Source organism: Rhodococcus sp. P14 (genome assembly GCF_000256505.1).
GTDB classification, from domain to species: domain Bacteria; phylum Actinomycetota; class Actinomycetes; order Mycobacteriales; family Mycobacteriaceae; genus Rhodococcus; species Rhodococcus ruber.
Genome location: NZ_AJFC01000383.1, coordinates 1 through 24,873, shown reverse-complemented (window position 1 = coordinate 24,873; position 24,873 = coordinate 1). Strand labels below are relative to the sequence as shown.

19 protein-coding genes and 3 pseudogenes are annotated in these 24,873 nt (G+C 67.7%); 8 read left to right on the top strand and 14 right to left on the bottom strand.

Translation table 11 applies throughout. From position 1 onward, the window contains the following. Positions 1 to 18 precede the first annotated feature (18 nt). Positions 19 to 645, top strand: coding sequence for an Rv2732c family membrane protein (locus OEY_RS0126725; RefSeq protein WP_010596793.1), 627 nt, complete (start codon positions 19 to 21; stop codon positions 643 to 645). 70 nt (positions 646 to 715) lie between these two features. Here OEY_RS0126725 and OEY_RS0126720 read toward each other — a convergent pair whose 3' ends face one another. Both OEY_RS0126720 and OEY_RS0126715 read right to left on the bottom strand, forming a co-directional pair. After that, positions 716 to 1,354, bottom strand: coding sequence for a vitamin K epoxide reductase family protein (locus OEY_RS0126720; protein WP_029540267.1), 639 nt, complete (start codon positions 1,352 to 1,354; stop codon positions 716 to 718). Next, positions 1,351 to 2,010, bottom strand: a complete 660-nt coding sequence (locus OEY_RS0126715) for a DsbA family protein (protein ID WP_010596791.1) — start codon at positions 2,008 to 2,010, stop codon at positions 1,351 to 1,353. Before OEY_RS0126715 ends, OEY_RS0126720 begins: the two co-directional genes overlap by 4 nt. A gap of 174 nt (positions 2,011 to 2,184) precedes the next feature. On the opposite strand from OEY_RS0126715, the gene OEY_RS0126710 reads away from it, so the two are divergent. The 3 genes and pseudogenes from OEY_RS0126710 (at position 2,185) to OEY_RS29325 (ending at position 5,054) form a co-directional block, all read left to right on the top strand. Then, on the top strand, positions 2,185 to 2,757 hold the full coding sequence (locus OEY_RS0126710; protein WP_230304632.1) for a copper resistance CopC family protein: 573 nt from the start codon (positions 2,185 to 2,187) through the stop codon (positions 2,755 to 2,757). Between the two features lie 44 nt (positions 2,758 to 2,801). Continuing rightward, entirely contained in the window at positions 2,802 to 3,725 is a 924-nt protein-coding gene (locus OEY_RS0126705) for a cytochrome c oxidase assembly protein (protein WP_010596789.1), read from the top strand. 92 nt (positions 3,726 to 3,817) lie between these two features. Continuing rightward, positions 3,818 to 5,054: pseudogene (locus OEY_RS29325) on the top strand (Nramp family divalent metal transporter). 20 nt (positions 5,055 to 5,074) lie between these two features. On the opposite strand, the gene OEY_RS0126690 reads toward OEY_RS29325, so the two are convergent. The 9 genes from OEY_RS0126690 to OEY_RS0126650 form a co-directional block, all read right to left on the bottom strand. Further along, positions 5,075 to 5,323, bottom strand: coding sequence for a DUF4229 domain-containing protein (locus OEY_RS0126690; RefSeq protein WP_037202587.1), 249 nt, complete (start codon positions 5,321 to 5,323; stop codon positions 5,075 to 5,077). Between the two features lie 80 nt (positions 5,324 to 5,403). Beyond that, a complete protein-coding gene (locus OEY_RS0126685) occupies positions 5,404 to 6,135 on the bottom strand; it encodes a DUF305 domain-containing protein (RefSeq protein WP_010596787.1) in 732 nt (243 codons plus the stop codon). Further along, positions 6,135 to 6,839 carry a DUF3105 domain-containing protein gene (locus OEY_RS0126680; RefSeq protein WP_010596786.1) on the bottom strand — a complete coding sequence of 235 codons (705 nt, stop codon included), beginning with the start codon at positions 6,837 to 6,839 and terminating at the stop codon, positions 6,135 to 6,137. Before OEY_RS0126680 ends, OEY_RS0126685 begins: the two co-directional genes overlap by 1 nt. A gap of 256 nt (positions 6,840 to 7,095) precedes the next feature. After that, a complete protein-coding gene (locus OEY_RS29320; protein ID WP_230304633.1) occupies positions 7,096 to 7,785 on the bottom strand; it encodes a M23 family metallopeptidase in 690 nt (229 codons plus the stop codon). Between the two features lie 275 nt (positions 7,786 to 8,060). Beyond that, the gene (locus OEY_RS0126670) at positions 8,061 to 8,399 is read right to left on the bottom strand and encodes a polyprenol phosphate mannosyl transferase 2 (protein WP_010596784.1); all 339 of its coding nucleotides are present in this window, start codon (positions 8,397 to 8,399) and stop codon (positions 8,061 to 8,063) included. 474 nt (positions 8,400 to 8,873) lie between these two features. Beyond that, a complete protein-coding gene (ccsB, locus tag OEY_RS0126665; protein WP_003939275.1) occupies positions 8,874 to 9,833 on the bottom strand; it encodes a c-type cytochrome biogenesis protein CcsB in 960 nt (319 codons plus the stop codon). 4 nt (positions 9,834 to 9,837) lie between these two features. After that, positions 9,838 to 11,463 (bottom strand): cytochrome c biogenesis protein ResB, encoded by a 1,626-nt coding sequence (gene resB / locus OEY_RS0126660; protein ID WP_029540264.1) that lies wholly within the window; start codon positions 11,461 to 11,463, stop codon positions 9,838 to 9,840. Further along, positions 11,460 to 12,278 carry a cytochrome c biogenesis CcdA family protein gene (locus tag OEY_RS0126655; RefSeq protein WP_010596783.1) on the bottom strand — a complete coding sequence of 273 codons (819 nt, stop codon included), beginning with the start codon at positions 12,276 to 12,278 and terminating at the stop codon, positions 11,460 to 11,462. Before OEY_RS0126655 ends, resB begins: the two co-directional genes overlap by 4 nt. After that, positions 12,275 to 12,850, bottom strand: a complete 576-nt coding sequence (locus OEY_RS0126650) for a TlpA disulfide reductase family protein (RefSeq protein ID WP_003939272.1) — start codon at positions 12,848 to 12,850, stop codon at positions 12,275 to 12,277. The genes OEY_RS0126655 and OEY_RS0126650 overlap by 4 nt, the downstream gene beginning before the upstream one ends. Positions 12,851 to 13,901: 1,051 nt before the next feature. On the opposite strand from OEY_RS0126650, the gene OEY_RS0126645 reads away from it, so the two are divergent. Beyond that, on the top strand, positions 13,902 to 15,068 hold the full coding sequence (locus tag OEY_RS0126645; protein WP_010596782.1) for a tyrosine-type recombinase/integrase: 1,167 nt from the start codon (positions 13,902 to 13,904) through the stop codon (positions 15,066 to 15,068). A gap of 40 nt (positions 15,069 to 15,108) precedes the next feature. Continuing rightward, the gene (locus OEY_RS0126640) at positions 15,109 to 16,086 is read left to right on the top strand and encodes a hypothetical protein (protein ID WP_010596781.1); all 978 of its coding nucleotides are present in this window, start codon (positions 15,109 to 15,111) and stop codon (positions 16,084 to 16,086) included. A gap of 245 nt (positions 16,087 to 16,331) precedes the next feature. Here OEY_RS0126640 and OEY_RS0126635 read toward each other — a convergent pair whose 3' ends face one another. After that, positions 16,332 to 17,144, bottom strand: a complete 813-nt coding sequence (locus OEY_RS0126635) for a hypothetical protein (protein WP_157180045.1) — start codon at positions 17,142 to 17,144, stop codon at positions 16,332 to 16,334. Between the two features lie 448 nt (positions 17,145 to 17,592). Here OEY_RS0126635 and OEY_RS0126630 point away from each other — a divergent pair, with 448 nt between their 5' ends. Both OEY_RS0126630 and OEY_RS30715 read left to right on the top strand, forming a co-directional pair. Continuing rightward, positions 17,593 to 20,934 carry an NERD domain-containing protein gene (locus OEY_RS0126630; protein WP_010596779.1) on the top strand — a complete coding sequence of 1,114 codons (3,342 nt, stop codon included), beginning with the start codon at positions 17,593 to 17,595 and terminating at the stop codon, positions 20,932 to 20,934. Between the two features lie 967 nt (positions 20,935 to 21,901). Further along, positions 21,902 to 23,035, top strand: a complete 1,134-nt coding sequence (locus tag OEY_RS30715) for a hypothetical protein (RefSeq protein WP_157180044.1) — start codon at positions 21,902 to 21,904, stop codon at positions 23,033 to 23,035. On the opposite strand, the pseudogene OEY_RS29315 reads toward OEY_RS30715, so the two are convergent. After that, positions 23,028 to 24,236: pseudogene (locus OEY_RS29315) on the bottom strand (ISL3 family transposase); the annotation flags it as partial. The gene OEY_RS30715 and the pseudogene OEY_RS29315 overlap by 8 nt on opposite strands. Before the next feature lie 177 nt (positions 24,237 to 24,413). Beyond that, positions 24,414 to 24,761, bottom strand: a pseudogene (locus OEY_RS0126620) (IS1634 family transposase); the annotation flags it as partial. Positions 24,762 to 24,873 lie beyond the last annotated feature (112 nt).

The following is a 24,873-nucleotide window of genomic DNA, read 5'->3' as shown; positions in this document are numbered from 1 at the left end:
CCGGATGAAGGAGGCGCGATGACCGAGTCACCGCACGAGCCCACCGCCGAGCCCGACCCGGCCGAGCGGCGGCAGGAGCTGGCGGCCGCCGAACGGCAGGCGGCCGCCGAGATCGATCCGGGGATGCGGGCGGTGGTGGTCGCCGCAGCCGTGGTGGTGCTGACCGTCTCGTTCGCCCTGCCGCACAGCGGCGGCGCCAACGGCTGGCAGATGCTGGCCGGCTCCGAGCAGGCGGTGGCCGAGACGATCACCCTGCCCTCGCGGATCTTCCTGACCCTGGCCGCGGTGTTCGGAATCGGGGTGTCGATGCTGGCGCTGGTGACCCGACGGTGGGTGCTGGCGTTGGCGGCGTCCGCGGGATGCACCCTGGCGGTGGTGTTCGCGGTGCTGGCGGTGTGGTCACGGCAGACCCTCGATCCGGCCGCCGGGGGCGCCGGGCCGGGCGCCGGACTGTTCCTGGGCTGGGCGGCGGTCCTGATGCTCGCCTTCCACTGGCTCAAGGTGGTCTGGGCCCGCACGTCGACGATGCTCGAGGCCGAGGCCGCCCGCCGCGACGCCGAGACACATTTGCCCGAGCAGTTCCACTACCGGCTCGACCCGCCTCGCCGCGACGCGCAGGAACCAGATCCGCCCGCAGACCGCTAGGCGGCACTCGGCCGGCTCGTGCGCGCGGACGAGGGGCGCGGACACGAGCCGGCCCCAGCGGCCCCCAGGGTCAGGGCAGGGTCCGCCAGTAGGGCCAGAACGCCTCGGTGATCAAGGCAAGCACGGTGAGCACCCACACGGTGGGAACCACCGCGTGGTGACGGCGCAGCAGCGGCCGCCATCGTCCCGGTCGGGTCGGATCCGCCGTTTCCCGCTGCAGCAGGCAGTACCACCAGGCGAGCACGGTCACCAGCCACACCAGCATGCAGTAGGGGCACAGCGCCCCGATCCGGTACAGGCTCTGGAAGATCAGCCAGTGCACGAACGTCACCGCGGCGGTCAGTCCGGTGAACAGTGCGCTCCAGTACCATCCCGTCGGCACGGCCCCGGCCAGCAGCACCACGCCGGTGGTCACTACCACCGAGAACCCGGCGATCCCGAGCAGCGGATTGGGGAAGCCGAACAGCTCCGCCTGCCAGGACGCCATGATCGACCCGCAGCTGATGACCGGGTTGATGCTGCACGAGGGCCGGTAGGACGGGTCGGCGAGCAGGGCCACCTTTTCCACCGTCAGCACCAGCGACGCCGCCAACCCGAGCCCACCGCAGACGGTCAGAAGCCAGGCGAGGCGATTGCGCCCTGCCGCCGGGCCGTCCGGCGCCGGGTCGACCCCGTGCCACGACGGGCTCGGTGCGGGCGTCGGGCTCACTGCGCGAGTGCTGCGTCGATACGGGCGCGCAGCTCCTCGTAGCTGGGCATCGCCGGCAGCTCGACGCCGTTGAGGAACAGCGTCGGGGTGCCCTGCACACCCAGGGCCAGACCGGCGTCGAAATCCCGGTCGACGCGGGCGGCCACGGCCGGATCGTTGACATCGCGATCGAACCGAGCCATGTCCAGCTCCAGCTCCTGGGCGAACTGCCGGAACACCGCTTCCTGGGACCGGCTCGATTCGCCCCACTGGGCCTGGGTGTCGTACATGCGCCGGTACATCGGTTCGAGCCGGCCTTGGCGGGCCGCGGCCTCGACCACGCGGGCGGCGAGATGGCTGTTGGTGTGGCTGGGAATGGGGAAGTAGCGCAGGCCGAGGTCGATCCGCCCGGCGTACTCGGCGCGGACGCGTTCGATCACCGGGTACAGCGCCCGGCAGGACTCGCATTCGAAGTCCAGGAATTCGACCAGTTGGACCTTGTCGTCGGCGGCGGTGGTCAAGGTACGGATCTCCTCGGTCCACACCGGCGTCGCGGAGGCCCCGGCGCCGCCCTGTTCGGCGGCGGGGCTGCGGTTGGTGTAGAGCAGCACCGTCAGCAGCACCACGAACAGCGCTACCAAGGCGACGCCGACCTTCACATTGGTTGTCAGTTTCATGCCTTCGTCCGTCCCGAGTCATCCTGGGCGGGCCGGCACCAGCACCGACCAACCGTAAAACTACGTCACATAGTAGATGGGGTAGGGTGGGCGCCGGGCAGCGCCCACCGGCGCGCCCGCCGACAACCCACACCCCCACCCCGCAGCCGGCCAGGCAGGGCGCCGAGGAGGAATGTGCTTGTGAAGAATCTCGTCGCGGTCGTGGCCGCCGTCGTGTCGGTGCTGTTGTTCGGGGCCGGCCCCGCCCAGGCCCACAGCGCCCTGATCGGTTCGACCCCGGCGGCCGAGGCGGCCCTCGCGGCCCCCCCGGACCGGATCGAGTTGCAGTTCAATCAGCCGATCAACGCCTCGTTCGCCACGGTGACCGTCACCGACGGGGACGGCACGCAGCGCGGCGGCTCCCAGGTCGACGTCGCCGGGGACCGGGTGCAGCTGGCGGTCCCGGAACCACTGCCCCCCGGTGAGTACACCGTGGGCTACCGGGTCGTCTCCGCCGACGGCCATCCCATCACCGGCTCGTACACGTTCACCGTCACCGCCGCGGCGGGGGCGGCGGCCGCCTCGGCCCCGTCGGTGGCGACGTCGCCGACACCGTCCGAGGCCGCAGCCGGCGAGACGCCGGCGGCCGCGGTCGGCGACGCGCAGCCAGGCTCGTCGATCCTGTGGCCCCTGCTCGGCGGCGTGCTGGGTGTGCTGGCCGTCGCGGGCCTGACCTGGGTGGCGCTGCGTGCCTTCCGCAAGGGCTGAGCGGGCGCGCGCCGCGTACCGGGCGGTCGGTGATGGGTGACTGGATGCCGCTGCCGACGGCGCCGCCGTCGCTGGGGGCGCTGTTGGCGTGGGATCCGCCACCGCTGCCGGTGCTGCCGCTCACCGCGGCGGTGCTGGCCGCCTGGTACTGCTGGGCGCGGTGGCGGCTGCACCGGTGCGGGCGCAGCTGGCCGGCGGTGCGCACGGTCGCGTTCCTGACCGGGTGTGCCCTTCTGGGCGCCACCACCGGCCTGGGGCTGGAACGGTACGGGTTCGTACTGTTCAGCGTGTGGATGTTCCAGCATCTGACCCTGTCGATGGCGGTGCCGCCGTTGTTGGTGCTCGGCGCCCCGGGCCTGCTGCTGCTGCGCACCACCTCCCACCACGGACCCGCCCGGATGATCTCGGCCGCGGCGTTGGCGGCACTGCGCAGCCGCGGCGCCCGGTGGTTGCTCAGTCCGGCGGTGACGATCCCGCTGTTCCTGGCGAGCTACTACGGGATCTATCTGTCCCCGGTGTTCGACGCCGTCGCCGGCACCTGGCTCGGCCACACCGGCCTCGAGGTGTTCTTTCTACTCACCGGGCTGCTGTTCATCGTGCCGATCCTCTCGGTCGGTCCGCTGCCGGGCCGGCCCGGCTACCTCGGGCGGTTCTTCGACCTGTTCGTCGAGATGCCGCTGCACGTGTTCTTCGGAGTGATCTTGATGATGGCCTCGGTGCCGATGGTGGCCACCTTCGCCGCCCCGCCGCCGGGCTGGGGGATCGATCCGCTCGCCGATCAGCAGTGGGCCGGGGCGCTGGCTTGGTCCTACGGCGAGCCGATCGCGCTGGCGGTGGTGGTGCTCTTCGCGAGCCGCTGGTACCGGCACGAGCGGCGCACCGCGGCGGTGCGCGAGCGCCACGGCGCGGTGCAGGCGGAGCAGGACCTGGCCGACTACAACACCTATCTGCGTTCCCTGCCGCGCTGAGCCCGCTCCGGTCGACCCGGCCGGAGGCACGCCACTTGAGTTTTCGGCTCACCTGAATTTTAATTCAGGACATCCGATCGAGGAGGCCGAGGGTGCTGATCCAGTACGCGGGGGAGCGCACGGCCCGGTGGCGCCGCTGGACGCTGTTGGGACCGGCGTTCGTCGCCTCGATCGCCTACGTCGATCCGGGCAACGTGGCCTCCAACGTCAGTGCCGGCGCCCAGTTCGGGTATCTGCTGGTGTGGGTGGTCGTCGCGGCCAACGCCATGGCTGCCCTGGTGCAGTACCTGTCGGCCAAGCTCGGGCTGGTCACCGGCATGTCGCTGCCCGAGGCCCTGCGCGAGCGGATGCCCCGCGCGGGGCGGTTGGCGTACTGGGGACAGGCGGAGCTGGTGGCGATGGCCACCGACCTGGCCGAGGTGATCGGCGGCGCAATCGCGCTCAACCTGTTGTTCGGTCTGCCGCTGCTGACCGGGGCGGTGCTCACCGGTGCGGTGTCGCTGGTCCTGCTGCTGGTGCAGGACACCCGCGGCCAGCGCAGTTTCGAGCGAGTGATCACCGGCCTGCTGCTGGTGATCGCGTTCGGTTTCGTCACCAGCGTCGTCGTCGCCCCCCCACCGGGCCAGGCGGTGGCCGACGGGCTGGTGCCGCGTTTCGACGGGGCCGAGTCGATCCTGCTGGCCGCGGCGATGCTCGGCGCGACGGTGATGCCGCATGCGGTGTATCTGCACTCGGGATTGGCCCGGGATCGGCACGGCCATCCTCAACCCGGCCCCCGGCGCACGCTGTTGCTCAAGGTCACCCGCTGGGATGTCGGGCTGGCCATGGTGGTGGCGGGTACGGTGAATCTGGCCATGTTGCTCATGGCGGCGACCACCCTGCAGGGTCGGGACGGAGTCGATTCGATCGACGGGGCGCATACGGCAGTGGGCCAGGAACTGGGCCCGACGGTGGCGTTGCTGTTCGCGCTGGGGGTTGTTGGCCTCCGGGTTCGCCTCCACCTCGGTCGGCGCCTACGCCGGGGCGCTGATCATGGACGGTCTGTTGCGGCGCCGGATCCCGCTGCTGGCGCGGCGGCTGATCACCCTGGTGCCGGCGCTGGCGGTGGTCGCGCTCGGCACCGATCCGAGCCGGGCGCTGGTGCTCTCGCAGGTGGTGCTCTCGTTCGGGATTCCGTTCGCGTTGATCCCGCTGGTGCGGCTGACCAGCGATCGGGCGCTGATGGGCGCCGACGCCAACCATCGCGTCACCACCGCGCTGGCCTGGGCGATCGCCGCAACCATCACCGCCCTGAACTTGGTGCTGATCTATCTGACGGTGCGGGCCTGACGCACGGACGCCCACCCGCGTCACCGTCGGTGGGGCCGATGCCCGCGCCGGGTGTCGACCGCGACGATCTCGTCGTGGACCCGGCGACGCAGCCCGCGCAGCGCCACCATCGCCACCGCCATTCCGGCGAGCAGACCCACGATCCACGCCCCGGTCTGTGAGACCGTGAGGCCGAACAGGCGCACACCCAGAACGGCGGCGCCGGCACACGCGGCGACGACGGCCAGGCGGGCGAGGGTATAGACCACGACCAGTCGGGTCAGTTGCATCATCGACGGCTCCGTCCAGCTCACGGGCCCGCCTCGTCCGGTACCGTCGGTGCGTCACCGCTCGCACCGCAGGGGCAGGGTCAGTTCATCGGCAGGGGCGCAGCGCCCCGGGCGGTCAGCAGTTGCGTCATGGTTGCCGCCTCGGCTTCCTGGGTCTCGGTGATCTGCTGCGCCAGCGCGGCCACCGCCGCCTCGGCGGCGGCGGCCCCGGCGTAACGGGCCATCGGCAGACCGCCCTGGTGATGGCGCAGCAGCAACTGCAGGTACAGCGTGTCGAAGGTCGGACCGGTGGTGCGGCGCAGGGTGCCGAGTTCGGCGGTGGTGGCCATGCCGGGCATCCGGGACCCGGTCGGCGTCGGTGCCACGGACATCGTGGCGTGCCCGTCCATCCCCGGCATCGACTCGGGTGCGCCGGTGGCGCCGCGCATCCAGCGCATCGGCTCCCCGGTGGGCAGCTGCGACCGGTTCCACAGTGTCAGCCAACCCTGCATGGTGCCGAGCTGACTCTGCTGGGTGGTGATCACGTCGTAGGCCAGGGTGCGCACCGCCGGATCGGTGGAGTTGGTCAACGCCATCGCCGACATCTCCACGGCCTGGCTGTGATGGATCGACATGTCCTGGGCGAAGCCCACGTCGATCGAGCCCTCGCCGGGCGGGGCCGGTGGGCCCGCGACCAGCAGGGTGCCGCCGATGCCCAGCACCAGCCCCCCGAGCAGTGCCAGCACCGCCACCACCGTCGGGACCCGCCGGGGGCGGCGTCCGTCGGAAGCCGGCTCGACGGCCGGCTCGGCACCGAGATCGCGCTCAACCATCACCGGGGTGCGGTGGGCATCGGCGCGGCGGGCGCGGACTGCGGATCGGCGGTCATCGGCACCGCATCCGGCCCCGGCGGCGAGGGGTCGAACGGCGGCGGGGCGCTCGGATCGAACCCGCCCGGCACGGTCGAACACGTCGCCCCCGCTTCCGGATGGGTGTTGGGATTGCGGCGCAGCGCGGCGACGAACTGACCGAGCCGGTCGTCCTCGACGTCGTCGAGGGCAAGCCGGTGGCCCCACGACTGCACCGAGAGCGGCGAGGACAGACCCGGATACGGCGAGAGCAGCATGTAGGGCTGGCCGTCGACCCGCGCGGTCAGCGTGGCCACCTCGTCTCCGGCCACCCTGTCGGGATCGTAGGTGATCCACACCGCGCCGTGTTCGAGCGAGTGCACCGCGTTTTCGGTGCGGATCGGCGCGGGATAGACCGTGCCGGTGCAGGTGGCCCAGTACTGGTCGTGCGGGCCTCCCATCGGCGGAGTCCGGTCGTAGGCCACCCGCTGCGGGGCCTGCACGTGCGTGCCGGCCGGGTAGTCGGCCTTCTCCATCCCAGCGATCGCGGTGGACGGGTCGGGGTTTTCCGCGTTCGGGACGTACTTCTGTGTCTCGGCCCGTTCGGCGATTCTCGGTGCCAGGTTGTAGGCGATCAACCCGATCAAGGCCACGACCACCACGCCGGCGCCGATCATCGGCCACGGCATGTGCCGCGCACCGGACAGGGTGACCGGTCGGGGCTTTCCCCGCGACTGCTTGCTTCGGGGTGCCCTACCTGTACCGCCCACCACGGACCCGCCTTCCTCACCGACACCGGTTCTGTGACGCTGTCGCCGCGATGCGCCGCGGTCACTTCCCGCCCCAGTAAATACTACGAATCTTAGTTTTTGATGAGAACGTGCTCCCACCTCGCCCGTGAAGGACGCGGATGGGGGATGGCGGCGGGGGTGCGTCCGGTTCCGATCAGGCCTTCGCGAGGGCGGTCTGCGGGACGCCGCGCTGGGCGAGCCACTCGCTCGGGTCCACCTTAGCTCCGGAGGGGTTCGTGGTTTCGAAGTGCAGGTGGGGGCCGGTGGATTGGCCCCGGTTGCCGACGGTGGCGATCTGCTCACCGGCCTGGACCCGCTGCCCGACGGTGACCAGCGTTTCGTTGATGTGCCCGTAGGTGCTGGTGGACCCGTCGTCGTGCCGGATCTGCACCCACAGGCCGAACCCGGAGGCCGGGCCGGAATCGATCACCGTGCCGGTCGAGGCGGCATAGACCGGGGTGCCGATGCTGTTGGCGATGTCCAGGCCGGCGTGGGTGGCGCCCCAACGGGGACCGAAGGACGAGGTCAAGGTGCCCGAGACCGGGGCGACCGCCAGCGGGGACGACGTCGCGACCGAGGCGGGAACGGCCGGCGTCGCCGGTACGGCCGAGATAGCAGTTTCGGTCGGTACGCCGACGGTCGGCGGAGCCGCCGGCGGGGCGGCAAGAGCGGAGGGCAGCCCCTCGGGCAGACCCGGTACCGCAGCGAGCTGGTCGAGCGCCGCGCCGACCTCGGGCAGGTCCGCCAGCGCGGCGATCTCCGGTGGCAGGGCTACGGGCACGGGAGCGACGGCAGGCTGGGCCGCCGCCACCCCGGGGGCCGCGATCTGCGCTCCGGCGGTCATCAGGGCGCCGGTGGCTACCGCCGACGCCCACATCGCGGGACGGCCGGTCCCTGTCGGCTCCGCCCGATGCCGAGCGCCGCCGCGGCCCGTCGGTGCCACCCGAAAGATCACGCCGGCATCACGGTCCTGCCGATCCCTTCGGGAAGATGCGCTGCGGTGTCGTGCCACGTCCTTGCTCCTGACATGCTGTTTCGCGGTTGACCCGGGCCACCCGGATCAGTGAAGATAACGAAACGATATACGAACGGGCGAATAAAAACTACCCTGCTTAGTATTTAGAGGTCGCCGTGACCATGCCGTGGTGGCCGAAACGGTGCCACCGTGGCCGCGGCGGCGAGCGCCTCGGGACCGGCGCCGAGCCGGGTCGTCCAAGTCGGTTCCGTATTCAGCGGCAGGTCCGCGACGAGGGTGGGGACAGGGAACATCGCACTGCGGTCGGTGACGGTGCCGTCGGCGGCGCTCACAGCACTGACGCCGCTGCCGGCCGCAACCACCGCGGCGCGGCCCGTGTTCGAGGGCACGAACCCGGGGCCACGGCAACTGCCGGTCATCTCGATGCGCCCGAAGGCGGCGTTGTGGGTGGGCACGTTGCCCGGCACCGCGGCCACGGTCACCGCCGGTGTCGTCGACTCTGGCTCGTGTGGACCGTCCACCGGCCCGAGTCGAGTCGGCCTACGGGAAGGGGCCGAACGGCATCCGGGCCCGCCAGCGGCGGCTGAGCATCGCGGCGAGCGTCCCGAAGACACCGACGGCAACCGCCTCGACGTAGACAGTGACCGACGGGCAGCAACGGCAGGAAAAACCCAGGCCGACGCGATAGCCGTAGCCGAAGCCGACCCACCGTCACCGCAGCGGTGAGCAGCGCGATCGCGCCCGGCGCCAGCCACCACCGGTGTCTGGTGGAAAGCCGGCACACAACGCCCACCCCACTGGACGCGGCGCGCCCCCAGCGCCGCCAGGCCCGGGCCCGCGGCGCCACCGCGCAGGGACGGACGGCGCATCCACGTCCATCCGGCGCTCCTCGACAGCTGTTCTCCGACAGGCCCGCAGGGTCGGCACAGCGTGCCCGGCCCGCGGGGTCCTGCGGATCAGTTCAGGCCGGCGTAGGAGTGCAGTCCCGAGACCACCATGTTGATGATGAACAGGTTGAACAGCATCGCCACGAAACCGGCGATGTTGATCCACGCGGCGCGGGTCTCGCGCCAGCCGGCGGTGGCGCGGGCGTGCAGGTACGCGGCGTAGATCACCCAGGCGATGAACGAGACGGTCTCTTTCGGGTCCCAGCCCCAGAACCGGCCCCAGGCGGCTTCGGCCCAGATCGCCCCCAGAACGACGCCAGCGCCGAACAACGGGAAGGCGAAGATCGTCGTGCGGTACGCGAGGCGATCGAGGGCGCGGGCGTCGGGCAGGCGCCGCATCACCCGGGTGAGCCGGGGTGTCGGGTGCTGCTCGGCCCGCACCGCCACCAGGAACAAGGCGCTGGCCACCCCGGCGACGAGAAACACCCCGCTCGAGACGGAGACCACCGACACATGGATCGGGAGCCAGAACGACTGCAACGCCGGCACCACCGGGGCGGCGTCGGCGTAGAGCACGGTGCCGGCGACGAACAGCAGCACCAGCACCGGGAGCAGCGCGAACATCCACACCACCCGCAGCGCCGGGCGGCGCAGCACGATCAGACCGGCCAGCACCCCGATCGCGCAGGTGACGGTGACGAACTCGTACATGTTGCCCCAGGGGAAGCGGGCGGTGGCCAGCCCGCGCAGCACCATCGACCCCACGTGCAGGACCCAGGCGACCACGAGCACGCTGATGCCCATCCGGCCGAGCCGGTCCGCTAGCTCACGCCCGGTCGGCGCGCTCACCCGGCCGGGCCCGGTGGCTGCCGGGGGGACAGCTGCGATGGGGGCGAGGGCGGGGTCGGCACGGCGGGTGCGGACCGCGGCGAATTCGGCGACGAACAGCACCAGGGCCAACAGGTAGACGGCGAAGGCGGCCTCGAAGCTCAGGTCGGAGTAGCGAGCGAAGGTGTCGTCGATCGGCATGGCTCTAGCGGTCCTCTTTCGCAGCAGGCGATGCCCCGGGGTCCAGGCGTCGGCAGATGTCGGTGAACTCCGGCCCCCAGCCGGCGTGGTCGGTGCGGGCCAGACCGCCGAGTTCGACGGCGGTACCGCCCCCGGCAGGGCGCAGCCGCACCCAGATCCGGCGGCGTTTGATCACCAGTGAGGCCACCAACCCGCCCATCATGGTGATCGCGAACACCAGCACCCAGTTTTGGGCAGGGTCGTGGGAGACCTGCAGATAGGCGAATTCCTCGGCGCCGTCGAACCGGACGGTGGTGCCGTCGGCGAGGGTGGTGTGTTCTCCGGGTCGCAGGTTGACCCGGGCCTGTTTGACCAGTCGGCCTTGGTTGATCATCTCGGCATTGAGCGAAAAGATCGACTGGGGAATGCCGGTGTCGAGCCCGGTATCGCCTTTGTAGATGTCGACGGCCACCGCCGGATCGCGCAGGTCGGGGAACACCGAAGTGAGCAAGGTGCCGTTGAAGGCTGCCGTGGGAGCGAACAATCCTTCGATTGCGATCTGGTTGCGGCGACGCTCGTCCGGATCCGGATAGGTGCCGCCGGGCGGATCGAACCGCATGGCCCCGCTGCTGAGGAACGTGGTGGCATCCTCGGGGGCGAACTGCAGTGTCTCGGTGCGTTGTTGCCCGTCGGGGAAGGTCACGGTGAACCGGGGGGCGTAACCGTGACCGGTGAGATACACCCGTTCGTCGCCCAGACGCAGCGGCTCGTTGACCCGCACTTGGTACCGCTGCCAGCGGTCGGTGCCGATGTCCGTGCCGGTCTGGTAGGACAGCGTGGAGGTAAACATTTCGGCTTGCCCGTTGTCGAGGTAGTCGGCAGAAAAATCCTCGACCTTGAGGCAGAACGGCTCGAGTCCGGTGCCGTCGGTGGCGGCTCCGGCGCGGAACGAGTCGTACACCGCCGGGGAGGTGTTGCACAATCCCGGCCCGCCGTCGGCGATGACGATCACCGACCCCTCGTAGCCGAACAGCCGACCGGTGGCCACCGCCACCAGCAGCCCGACCAGTGAGAAGTGGAAGACCAGGTTGCCGGCTTCGCGCAGATACCCCTTTTCCGCGGACACCGCCTGTACCGGGCCGGGCTCGGTCCGGGTGGTCAGACGCCAGCCTCGCAGCAGGTCGAGGACTCGGTCGAGGGCCTGGTCGGTGGGCTCGGGAAGCAACCCCTGATGATGGTGCGGCAGGCGCGAGAGATTGCGCGGGACCGGCACCGGGGCGCTGCGCACAGCGCGCAGATGCTCACGCAGCCGGGGAATCAGACAGCCCACGAGCGAGACCATCAACAGCACATAGACGGCGGTGAACCAGAAGCTGGCGAACACGTCGAACAACTCGAGCCGATCGAAGATCGGGCCGAGAATCGGCCGGGCGGCGATGTACTCGTCGACCTTGCCGGCGTTGAGGCTGCGTTGCGGCAGCAGCGCCCCGGGGACCGCAGCCAGGGCGAGCAGGAACAGTAGCACCAGGGCGGTGCGCATCGAAGTGAGCTGACGCCACAGGTTGCGTGCAGTGGCGACAGCTCGGCGCAGCGGTGATGGTTCCGGCGGCGGTGATGGCTTCGAGGCCGGAGCGCGGTCGGTGACGGTCATATCGGCAGCACCGTCCCGGTGACGAACTCGTCGCGGATCCACGCGATGAAGACCTCCCAGACTCCGGTCACCAGCGCGGTTCCCACTGCCAGGAGCAGCACGCCGCCGACGATCTGGATGTGACGGGAGTGTCGGCGCAGCCACCCGACTCCGCGCAGGGCCGAGGTGGATCCGAAGGCCAGGGCCACGAACGGCAGGCCCAACCCGAGGCAATAGGCGACGATCAGCACCACCCCGCGGGCGGCGGTGGTGCCTTCGGTACCCGCGGCCACGGACAGCACCCCGGCCAGCGTCGGTCCCAGGCACGGGGTCCATCCCAGCGCGAACACCCCGCCCAACAGCGGGGCGCCGGCGAGGGAGGAGATGCGCCGGGGCGCGAAGCGGGTGTCCTTCTGCAAGACCGGGATCAGCCCGAGAAACGCCAGGGCCATGACGATGGTGACCACTCCGCCGAGGCGTTGGAGCAGCTCCTGATTGAGCCGCAACGCCCCGATCACCCCGAACACCGAGACCGTGGCCAGCACGAACACCACGGTGAATCCTGCGACGAACAATGCCGCGGCTCCGGTGACCCGCCACCGTCCTGGAGCGTGTACCCCGGCGGTGCGTACCTCGGCGGTGAGCGGTGGAGCGTCGGCACCGGAGACGCCGGCCAGATATGACAGGTAGCCCGGCACCAAGGGCACCACACACGGGGAGGCGAAGGAGATCAGTCCGGCCAGTAAACAGGCGCCCACCGCCAAGAGCAGCGGCCCGGTCGCGGCTGCCGTCTGGAAACTCGAGCCGACTCCTTGCGCGAGCACGGTCACCGTCACTGTTCGGCCGCCACTCGTTCGACGACCGGTTGCAAATCCTCGGTCAGCAGAGCCCGCAGAAACACCGCCGCGACGCGGTGCCGCCGGTCGAGGACGAGTGTGGACGGGATGACGCTGGTGGGAAAGGCGCCACCGAGGGCGGTCAGGGTGCGCATCGGGGGGTCGTAGATCGACGGGTAGGAGACATTGTTGTCGATGACGAAGTCTTGGGCCTTGTCGCGCTGGGGGTCGCGGACGTTGATGCCGAGAAACTGCACCCCCAGCGCCCGAGTGGCCTCGTAGGCGCGTTCGAGGTCGTCGGCCTCGCTGCGGCACGGGGCGCACCACTGACCCCACAGGTTGAGCACGACCACCTGTCCGGCGTAGTCGGCCAGGTCGACCGTGGCCCCGTCGGTCATCAGATCCGGGCCGGCCAGCGCCCCCAGTTGTCCGCGCTCGGCCGGCGGATCGTAGAAGATGTCGGTCTGGCCGCCGGGAGCGACGAAGTCGAAGGTGCCGCCCTGGGCGACGGCGTCGGTGCCGGTGCCGCAGGCGCCGACCCCCAGTACCGCCACAAGAGCCAGCACCAGCACCTGCCACGATCGTCGACGAGGCGCTCGCTGTACCGGCGGCCTCACCCGAACCCGGCCGCCGCGCAACGCATCGGCTGGCCGGTCCGCGGACGTGGCTGCGCACACGAGGCCGGCAGCCGACTCCGTGTGCTGCCCCGTTCTCACCGACGGTCCCGTCCGCCGGTCGATCCCGAGGGGGCACTGCGCTGTCGTGTCGGCGGCTCGAGGTGCGTCGTGATCACGGCGTCGTCTTCCTGTCACGGCCCACATCGCCCTGCACACGCAGGGTCGCGGAACGCAATCGACCCTGCGATCCGGGGACGTGTGGACCTTCGGTGTTGTCGTCCGGCCCAAATACTACTTCACATAGTATTTATGTCGAGCAATGGGTCGGCGGCACATCCATCACGGCGTACGTCCCGGGCCTCCAGCGTCGATGTCCGCGCAGCGGGCGAAGGGTGCTGGCTCCTGCCACCGATGGAAACCCCAGCTCACCGCACTGACATCCCGGCGGGACTCTCTCCGCGGCCACTGACATTCTCGTGACGAGAGCCCCTGACATGCACTGACGAATCCCCAGGTCGCAACCACTGAAATTCTCGTGCAGAGTCTCACTTGCCTCGGATGCTGGACAAAGCCTCAGGTCCGATGGCACAGGACAAGTGTCCTTTGCCATTCGATCCGAGGTACGAATGGGTCGCTGACCAGCGGTGCCTCAACAATGTGGCACAGCGGCGCCGCGGCGTTTCTGCCCACATTGTTGAGGCAAAGGGACGTCGAGCATGCGGGGTTGTCGACGAGAACGTGGCAGGGAGAGCGCCTCAACTTGGTGGCAGAAACCCTGCCTTTGCCTCAGGTGCGGTGGCACTGCCTCAGGTCTGATGGCACAGGACAGAGAACCAGAAGATCCGGATAAATACGGCAAAACGGTCACCTGGGGGTTTGTCACTCCCGGTTTGTGCGGTGTCGGCAACGTAAATTCCCATTTACGCAGCGATCCCCGCGAACGCCCAGCTGAGCGTGTTTTCGGGCGCCGGGACGGTGTCGGCGCCGTCCGGTAGCGTCCCCACCCGTGGATATCGAGACGGAAACACTGGGGAAGGGGCAGCTCGTGGTGCCCGGGATCCCGTCCGTGCCCGCGGTGCCGGATCTGGCGCCCGATACGGCGGCGCGGATCGCGGAGTCGGTGGCGTCGGCGCGGGCGGCCGGGACCCGCCGCACCTACGCCTCGGCGTGGCGGGCCTTCACCACCTGGTGCCAGCGGGAAGGGCATGTCGCGGTGCCGGCGCATCCGGTCACCGTCGCCGCGTACCTGGTCGCGTGCGCCGACACCGTCACCGAGGCGGGGGAGCGGGCCTACGCCCCGGCCACCCTGGCGCACCGCCTCGCCGCGATCGCCCACCACCACCGCACCGCCGGGCACCCCAGCCCGACCGGCGACGACCTGGTCAAAGCGACGATGTCCGGGATCCGCCGCGACTACGCCACCACCGGCGAGCGCCCCCGCAGCCCGCGGGCTCCGCTGCTCACCGCCGATGTCCTGGCGATCGTCGACAAGGCCCGCGCCGACTGCCAGGGCTGGGCGGACGAGGTGGTCGAACGCCGCGACGCCGCGCTCCTGCTGCTCGGCTTCGCCGGGGCTTTCCGCCGCAGCGAACTCGTCGCCCTCACCTGCAGCGACGTCGCGCTGCACCGGCTCGACGGCCTGCACATCAAGCTTCGTCGCTCGAAGACCGATCAGGAGGGTCGCGGCACCGTCCGCGCCCTGCCCTTCACCGCCTCGCATACGAGTTGTCCGCCGTGTGCGTGGCTGCGGTGGGCGCAGATCGTCGCCGCGTTCGACACCGCCGGGCGCCCCGGCGTGATCCGGTTGCTGCGGGGCGCCGAGCCGTTCGCGGCGCACGTGTGCCGGGGCACCCGGCCCCGCACCACGCCCGGGGCGCCGTTGCTGCGCGCGATCCGCAAGAACGGCAACCTCTCCGACACCGCCCTGTCGGGGGCGGCGGTGCACCACGCGATCCGCCGCCGCGCCGAGTTGGCGGGGTACGACCCCGACCTCGTCCAACAGCTCGGCGGGCATTCGCTGCGCGCCGGGTTCGTCACTCAGGCCTTCCGCAACGGCGCCAGCGCGCACGCGATCATGCGCCAGACCGGACACACCACTCCCGCCATGCTCGAGGTCTACGCCCGCGAACACGCACCCCTCCTGGGCAACGCAGTCACCAATCTGGGTTTGTAGTGTGAGCGCCTCGACCGAGCGACTCGGTGATTCTGCGGGAATGGCAGCGGGCCTGCGGATCCCGGCGCGGTACCGGCACGACTGGGCCCTGTTCGCCGACTGGTGCACCGCCACCGACCATCCCGCGCTACCCGCGAGTCCGGAGGCGCTCGCACTGTTTCTTCGGGAGCATCCGGCCGCGCCGGCGACGCAGCGTCGGCGCGTGTCGGCGATCAACACCGTCCACACCCGCCACGGCCACCCGGAGCCGGGCCGCAGCGAGACCGTCCGCCGCCGCCTGGATACCGCCCGCGCCGCCCGGCTGGATGGGCTCGCCGAACTGCTGCACCGGAAAGCAGCGGGGCTGCCCACCATCGGCTGGCCGAACGGGCTGTTCGGCCGCCGCGACGCCCTCCTGCTGACCCTGGCCGCGACCGGGATGCCGTTCGCCCGGCTCGCCCGGCTGCGCCGCGGCGACATCCACCTCGATGCCGGCACCCTCGTCGCCACCACCAACGGCGAACGGTTCCGCCTGCCGCCGGAGCCCGCCGCCGGCGAGAGCGCGGCGGTGGGGGTGTATCACAGGTGGGCCGAAGTCCAAGCGTTCCTGGACGCGTATCCGAACACCGACCTGCTTGCCCAGCACCTGACCGACCCGGTCGAGGTCGAGCCGGTCGCGCTCACCGACCGCCAAGCCCGCCAACCCCTACTGTCCCCGATCGACCGCTGGGGCCACCTGCCGCTGATGCCGCAACCGATGACGGCGCAATCCGTCGCCTCGATCGTTCAGGAGCATTTGTCCGGCCGGGTGCGGGCCCGTGCGCCGCTGCCGCTGCGTAAACAGAGCGGCCGGAACGAGGGTCCGACCGTGCGGATCGAGTCGGAAATTGACCTGGATCCGCACTACTACGAACGCGGTGTGGCTGCCCGTCATCACGCCCGCGACAGCCTGGACGGTCTCGGCGACGTCTTCGACGACATCGAAGCCCGCGCCGACGCCCTGCTCGAGGAATTGCTCACCGTACTCGACCCGACGTAGATGCATTTCGGGTCGAATCCCGCCGTGGTAAGTGCGTCGATCTGCCGATCGAGGTCCGGCTGGGTCGTCGATGCCTGCACATACTCCGCTCCGCACGCAGCGTGCCGAAAGTCATATCCGTCCCGCTGTTTCGACACGTAAGTTCTGGCATCAACTTCTGAGACGACCCGACCTGCCGTTTCAGCTCGCGATCATGAGGCAGCGCAGACTGTCGCAATAGAGGGAAGCGGAACGCTGGAAGCGGTCTACTCTGAGGCGTCGAGGGACTCCGTCGAGCGACGCGGTAGGAGTTGCCGAGCCAGGTTATCATGTGCACGCATCGCTTCAGCTCGATCGGCTTCCTCCTCCACCCGAACAGCTGTGGGCTTCGCGTACCCCTCGATGCGTGACACTTTCGTTGCCAGCGTCTTGATCGCGGGCACCATCTGTTCCATCGCTCTTGTTGACCGCTTGTGCAGCCCAAGGTGATCGTCGGTGTGTGTCGTGCTCACGCTGTAACGCACGATCGCCATATCTAGCCGGAAGGACTCGGTATACCGGTTGGTGTCCTTATGCCAGAAGTCTGGTCGGTCGGAGTACCGGATGGTGGCAGTTACTACATCCGGGATCGGCTCGTCATTGAGTAGGATGCCGTCGGAGTCTGTGGTCGTTCCGACGAACCACAGATTGCGGAGTTCGACACCTGGCATCAGGTTGGGAATCGGATGCTCGTAGCGGCTGAGCAGCAGTGGGACGAAGCTGCTCTCGCCGCTACGCGTCCCTGTATTCGCGATTACGGGATCGAATGTCACCTCGACGTTGTAGGCCACACTGGCCCCGTAGTTGCGAACGACAAGGTCCGCAGTTCTGCTGTTGGGGTGCGGCTCCTTCTCAAGAAATGCACCGACCATCGGTCGCGAACGGTCCCGACTGTCCCTCTTGGATGCTCGAAGGGTGCGAATTGCGACAACTGCGGCGGCCACTGCCGCCACGGCGGCGATCGTGGTCGCACCGGCACTCACCGCTGAGCCCCACGCTACAACGAGGTCAGTTGTGTCAGATGCAAGCAGCGCCACCATGGCTGACGACCCTACGGGCACGGGCCGACAAGGTGCTCAAGGAGTCCCTCAACCAAGCTCGCTGTCGTGAGCGGCGCATTCGACAGCCGAATGAGGTGCCAGAGAGCGCATCAGTGCGATCGCAACCTTGTGGTGGGTTTACAGACCGCGAGAGCATTGCAGACGCAGCTCGGTAGTCACTGTCACGTGCAGCAACTCCGAGGGAACGCGATGCGGAACCACTACAGGCGCCGTGCTGCGTTTCGTCGCCAGAGAGTGACTACTTAGCCGGTGGTATCGTGCATCTCCTCTATGCTCGGTGCGTGATTTGGCACGATCCGGCTGGCCTCAAAACGGCCTTCTTCATGAACACGGCGCGCTTATCATTCCGAAACGCGGTCAAGCGGTTCTGCCGGATGTGGTACCGGTCTGGTAGTTTGAGCGCAGCGCCACCGCACGGTGGCAGTAGATGAACCAAGAACACGCTGAAGTCACCGTCTTCTACGGCGAGCAGCCCGCGCACGCTCATGAGCGTCGGGCTATAAATGTGCGGCGCAATGAACTATTGCGCCGCCATCTCTCGGCCAGATTGCTGGTCAACTTCACCGTCTCCAACGGCGCACGACAGGTCGATTTGGTCATCGTGACCGCACAGCGGTGTATGAACATCGAGTTGAAGTCTTTGGACCCAACACTGCCGCTCATCGGCACCACCAACGGGTTCTGGAGCCAACAGCGGCCCGACGGTACGCAGCGGCTGATGGACCGCAACTTCTACACCCAGGCGCGGGAGCAGACCTTCGGACTGTCCGACGCCATGGCCGTGCTCGCCAAGAAGGGCCACGTCCCCGGCCCGCAACACAACCGGTTCTTCAAGCACATCGACACCGTGGTGTGCGTGGATCCGACGATTCCGCCGGGCTCGACGCTGCAGAAGTTCAGCAACGTCAGTGTCGTCGGGCTCGACGCACTCGTCGACCGCCTCACTCAGCCAGGCCCGGGACTACCCAACTGGAACAGCCAGCACTGGGACGAACTCACCCGATACCTCGGCCTGTACGCCGAAGGCGACGACGCGCCGGCGGAGCTGCGCCGACGCGCCGACGCCGCTGCGGTAGAGGATTACCGTCGATGCTTCCGGGAATTCACCGCCGCAGGGCTACCTCAATTGATTCCGGCCACCGCACTGATTGCGGGCCGGCCGGGCACTGCCGAGGCCACTGCCTTGGCGGACCAGCTTGCTCAGCAACACCAGCGGGTGCTGTTGTGGGGTGAGTCCGGCAACGGCAAGACCCACCTGGCCAAGCACACCGCGCTTGCGCTGACAAACAGCGGTCAGATGGTCGTCTGGGTGCCTGCCGACGACTACGAAAAGGACCGGCTCGGCCGCTCGCTGGCTCGCGCGATCGGCCCCTTCAGTACAGAGAAGGCCGACGCGCTTTTAGCGAAAGCAGCAGAAAGCGGAGCAGGCGTGACGGTCATCATCGATGCCTTCGAGAAGTGCGCGCACCGCGAGGAGTTGCTCAGGCAGATTCACGCGCTGCAGCGCCAGTACCCCGCGTCGGTGTTGGTGACTGCTGCCCACGACCGGGACACCGAGCAGCTCGGTGCTGCTGACCGGGTGGAGCTGGTCGCCCCGACGGGCGAGGAGCGCGCAAGGTTGGCCACCGCCTATGGAACCTCCGATGGTGTTGCGGAATCCGACGAATTCCGTACCCGTTACGACATCACTTTGGCGGCACAGGTCAGCACGGAACTGCTCGCCGACGCGACGGCCACCGACGTCCTCGACGCTTACGTGCGCTGGCGCACCCAGACCGAGACCGTCCGGGCCGGACTGCGTTGTCTGGCGCACGCCATGGACTCCGGGGTGCGCACGGCACTGCCCGTCCCTGAGGCAATGCTTGCACTGCGTCGATGCGCGCCCTTGGCGGCGACACCGTCGGCGATCGACGACACCCTGGCTTCCCCACTGCTGTCGATCCGCCAGGGACGGCTGCGGTTCGCCCACGAACGGCTGGGGCGCTTTCTGGCCGCTGAACACCTCGTGCTCTTCGCAGCCGACGGCACCACATTGGCGCAGTTGCTGACCGCACCGGCACATCAAGATTTACGCGACTACGCGCTGCTGCTCGAAAGCGATCCGGTACGGCGCTATGAAGCGATCCGCCACATCGGTGACGCCCGACTCATCGCGGAGGCGGCTCGGGGGAAGTTTGGAGAGGGAACCGCCAAGCAGGCGTTGGCCGACATCACCGAATTGCTCACCCGGGCCGTCGCCACCGCCCCCAAAGCCACCTTGTCCGTCGACGACCTGGAGCAGGCTTCGCTATTCGATGGGATCTGGCGCACCGAGTGGTGCTGGACACCGACCGAACGCGCGTTGCTGTCGGCTGCTGGCCACTGCCTGCACCACGGGCTGTTCCTCCATGAAGTGGGCGTCCTAATGGACAGCACCGACCTCGCCATGCGGGCCGCGATGACCCAGCTGCGGGAAGACGGTAACCCGGCTCCGATCAGCACCGTGGTGGGCTGCACGTTCGGCTCGTTCGGTCGAGGCGACACAATGGCGGCCAGCATTGTTGCGCGTGCTACCGCACTTTCACGGATCGTCGACCGCGAGAGCGCCCCCATTCCCATCGCCACCCCCATGTGGCGGCCGAACCCGCGCTGCTACGGCCGGCTGTACCTCGCCGCGCTACTCAGCCACCCCGTCCGCCACCCCGATGACGCGGACAATCTGCCCGACCTGGTCGAGACCGGCCTGTCCGCGGGTGGCTACCATCTGAGGCTCGAATTGCTTCAGGCCGCACAGTTCGGCTGCCACATCCTGGAATCTCCTGCGCGTCAACGTATGGTCGACGTGCTTCAGGCCTACAAACCAGTCCCGAACGATTGGGGGACCAGTTCACTGCTCATCGAGGCACTCGCCAGCTACGACCAGATCACCCCCATCACCTCCCTGCAGGACATCCGGGAGTCGATCGCAGAAGTGACCAGCAACGAGAACAACCCGGACCATCACCGTCTCGCGCGGGGGATCGTGTCGGGCATGTTCGAGGACGAACGCGTGCTGGGTCCCTACTCAGAAGCTGTCGATTCCTTATCTGAACGCCAGCGGCTCACACTGTTCGCGATGTCGATACTTGCACCCGATCACAGCTTCTCCACCCCGTACGCGATGAAGCAGCTAGCCGATGGGGCCCGCAGCAGCGAAGGTATCGTCGGCCGTGCTCTCGCCCAGGGCGCCGGCACGGTTCCCGACGACACCATGATCCGCCAGGAGGTTGTTGCCGCCCATCTGTACGCCCTGCGTGGGTGGGCAAAGGTCTCGTCGGTGATGCCGCCGGCGGTGGCTTCCGGTGAACCGTTCGCGATCGCCTGGCGACTCGTCGACGAGCTGCTGCTGTCCCTTTTCGGCAGGGGCACCGGCGCGGTCCGCGTCGAGGCGATCTGGCAGCAACTGATCACCGAAGTGCCCGCCTACTCCACAGTTATCCTCCACGACATCTATCGCGCCACCCTGATCAACTACAACCGGGATCGGTTCGCTCCGCACCAGACACTCCTGGCCGCCTACCCCGACCAAGTGCGGCAGCTGCTCGAATGGGCGCTCGCTCGTCGCGACGAGCTCGCCGCATCCCCTCACCATGTGGGGCGGAATCTGGGCGGATACCTGGTGCGTACTCTCGGTGAAGTGGGCACGGAACAGACTGCAGATCTGTTGCGTAGCCACTATGTTCTCGATGCCGAACTAGGACAGCACGCGGTGGCTTCCGTACATGCCATTGAGGCCCGCACGCAGGCATGAGTTCGCCAGAGAGAACGGGCCGTGGCCCCGCTCGGACTACCTGACATATGGCCCACATATCGGCCAGTACGTGGTTCCGTCCGGGTAGAGGTACGGCTCCACCCGGTCTGTCTACCCCGACCCCGCCGCCGAAGATCTTTTCGTCGACTACGACGAGATCGAGCGTGAAGCCCTCGGACTGCCCTCTGAGCCAGGCCTGCAGCTCAACACCTATACCGCCGCTGGCACACCCACCGCCGACTCGCTGAGCCTGCTCACCAGCTGGGCCGCCAGATTCGGCGCACCCATCCCCAGCCGAAGTCGTGCCACATGAACGGCAGTCCCCGGACCAAGCCGAAGTGCGTGTAGTGCGCTGGAATCGACTGTGACGTTGAGTTTTTCGCGACCGTTCTCGATGGTCGGAACTTCACCCAGAACCGCGACGAGATCATAGCCCGCTACGGCGGGGGCGGCGGGGGGCGAAGAGCGCCGATCGCCGCCGTGCCCGCGCGGCGAGGGAGGTCATGGGCGAGAACTTACCTTGCGCAGTGTCATCGGTGAGCGGGCTGACGCCCGCTATATCTGACGCACCGGCATATTCGGAGGTGCTAGGCGATCCAGTACTGCCGATCAGGAATTCCCTGCCGAGGCACGGAGCGAGGCCTTTAAGCGGAGTATCGGGTGTTCTGAGTCTGTATTATTACCCGCGCAGGCCGGCAGAGTTCGTACAAGCCTAGGGGCAATAGTGACACACACTCTAGTTAGAGTCTTAAGTCTAAGTTTGGCCTTCTCGCTAAGTACTGCATTAACATGGATTTTTTTCGGACAGACTATGGGGGCGTTCTTGGGCGGCGCTCTCGCCGGGATTTTAGTTGGGGCAATCCTTCCTCGAATTCTGAAAGTCCTACACGGTCGAAGAGTTGTCGACGCTGGCTCACCGACTGATGTCCCGCTTCCTTCCGGTATTGCTTTCATTATCCTGAGTGCAGTGTTAACAATCTTGATTGTTACCGTGTTTCGCGCTTATTCTATCGATGTTCAGGTCTATCGGAACATCACTCTGCTCGATGAGGATGGCCGCGTAGTCATGTCCGATGTTGCATACGACGGAAAAATGTTTGTCGCGGGTGGTACCTATCGGCCGAAAGGTGCGGGCGATGACTATTTGGATGCTGCACTTTGGACATCAGAAGACGGTTGGACGTGGGATCGACTGGCGCACGACCACGAACTATTTGGGGGAGTAGCTATTCCTGGAGGGAGGGTAGCGCACCGCCGGATAAACAGTGTTTATGCCACGCCGGAGGGGTTTCTAATATTTGGATTCGACACTGCCCCTGATGGTGAGACCCGCGCAGCAGTTTGGGAATTGTCATCGGGCAGCGTCCAGGCCCGACGTGCAGAGGGGAGTTTTCCGGACGCACGATCTTTCCAGGGTTACAGCCGTCATGGATCTGTGGAGATAGCGGTTGGGTCCGATCAGCAGAATGCGACCGTCTGGCGACGTCAGGGGGATGGAGGTTGGAGCGCCCAATCTTTCGGTCCCAGTGGGATCGTCCAGCTGAAGTCGGTGACATACCAAAACGGATCTTGGTTTGTAACCGGGTTCGACCGGTCGACAGATCCGAACTTCAGCGGGGAGCTAAGTGAGGATCAAAACTATTACCGGCGTGATGGCGCGATCTGGGCCTCTGCTGACGGGGCCAGTTGGACCAGAGTCGACGGGATGGCCGGGATAGAGGGAAGTCAAACCGTCAACGATATCGAGTACAGCCATGGAATGTGGATCGCGGTTGGGGAAGATGATGCTGCCGATGAAAAAGCAATGGATGCAGCCATTTGGATTTCTGACGATGGGCGGCGGTGGCGCCGTTCCAGCAGTTTTTTATTGGCTGGGGTTTTAGAATGGCAAACAATGGGTGGTTTAGTTGATGCGGGAGATCGGCTAATTGCTGTAGGCACTGAATTACCGGAAAATTACGAAAAATCAGAGCCGGAGGGTGGGGTGTCAATGAGTCGGGAGCAAGTGTGGGTCAATGCGGTGTGGCGGATCGACTTGGAACCTCGTTTAGGTTCGCGTACTTTGCAGAACGTGTTTCGAGAACTTATTTCTCGCCGTTGATCGCCTCGGTGGGCCCGTTCGAGGCCCGGTACTCGAAGTAGGCCAGCACATCGGCATGTCTCCGGTGCAGGGTGCGCCCGAGCTGGGCGAGTTCGTCGAGGCCCTCGGGGACGCCGGTGCGGATGGTATCGATGACCCGGGTCAGTTTCGTCTTGCCACGGCGACGGTCGTGGTCGGCGTAGGCGTCGATGACGTCCTGGTAGACCCGCCACGTCACTGCGAACGGTAGATGCCGATCGTCGGCGAAGACCGCCTCGAGGCGGTGGCGTTGCCGGCCTGTGAGCAACTCCTGCCGGGTGCGGGCGGCGCGGCGGACGCCGTAGAGCGGATCGCCCGCACGGCCTCGGTGCCCACGAGTGTGCTGCTGGATGCGCTGACGACACAGATCCAGCTTGGTGCCGGCGAGAGCGACGACGTGGAACGGATCCATCACCGTCACCGCATCGGGAACGGTGCTGGTCGCGGCGTGTTTGTAGCCGCCGAACCCGTCCATGGCGACCACCTCGATGCGGTCCCGGAACGCGGCGCTCTGCCGGTCGAGCCAGGTCGTGAGGACCGCCGAGGACCGGCCTGCCACCAGATCGAGCAGGCGGGCCGGTCCGGTGCCGTCGAACACCGGCGTCAGGTCCACGATCACGGTGACATAGCCGTCGCCGGCTGCACCACGGGTGTGCGCCCAGCGGTGCTCGTCGACCCCGATCACCCGCACCGACTCGAGCCGGGAGGTGTCGGTGGTGATCAACGTCGTGGTGGCCCAGGTCGCGATCGCATTGACCGTGTCCCACGACAGACCGAGCTCTCGGGCGATCGCAGCGACAGAGGTGCGGTCGACCATCAACCGCCGCAACACATGGCGGGCACACCTGCGGGTCGTCGACGCTCCGGCGCGAGCGAGTCGATCGGTGTTGTGTCGGAACACCTCCCGCTCACACGAGGCGTTCTCGCACCGGTAGCGGGGCACCCGTAGCTGCAGCGGGTGGCCGGCCACCGGCAGATCGGTCACCGTGCGCACGATCGTGTCCCGGTACGTCCCTGCCTTGCTGCAACTCGGGCATCGGTCGGGTCCGTCGACCAGTAGATCGCAGAACACGACGGTGACCTGGTTGTCGAGGGCGGCGTCGGTGATGGTGACACCGAGTTTGATGGTGCGCATGATCGTGTCGGCGACGATCGAGGCGGGCAGGGAAGTAGGCTCGGACACTGGGCTCCCGGTGTGGTCGCGATGTGTGGCGTAGGAACCTTCATCTTCGACCGCCCGGGGCCCTTCTTACGGCAACGACACCAGGGTCAACCTCGGATCTTCACACCCTTTCCTGCACTCCATTTCCGGAAGAGCCACCCGAGTTGGCTCATTTCGTTAGTGCGTGAGTTCAGGACCTTAAAGGTCGAGCAGAGCCTGCATGTCGGCGCCGACCTCGGGTGGGAAGGTGTGCCGGGTTCCGTTGATCGCGATCGTCGCCGATCGCAGCGGCCGCAACAGCTTGACGACCTTGCCGATCGCGAGCGCACTACGTTCCTGCACCACCCGCCAGACGGCCAACGCCGCGAACACCACGGTCAGGTGTGCCTCGATCGCGTCGCGGGTGCGGTGAAAGATCGGCCGTGCCCGCAGGTCCGTCTTGGACATCCGGAACGACTGCTCGACATGCCACAGCTCGTGGTACTTGCCGATCACCTCGACCGGATCCATCAGCGATACGGGAAGATTGGTGACATATCCCTTCTTAGGCCGAACTCGGCCTAAGAAGGGTTATGACGATGTCGAGGTTATGCCGACACGGTCTGCATCGTTGCTGGTGGAGGCCTCGGCATCGGTGGATTGTTCGGCATAATCACAG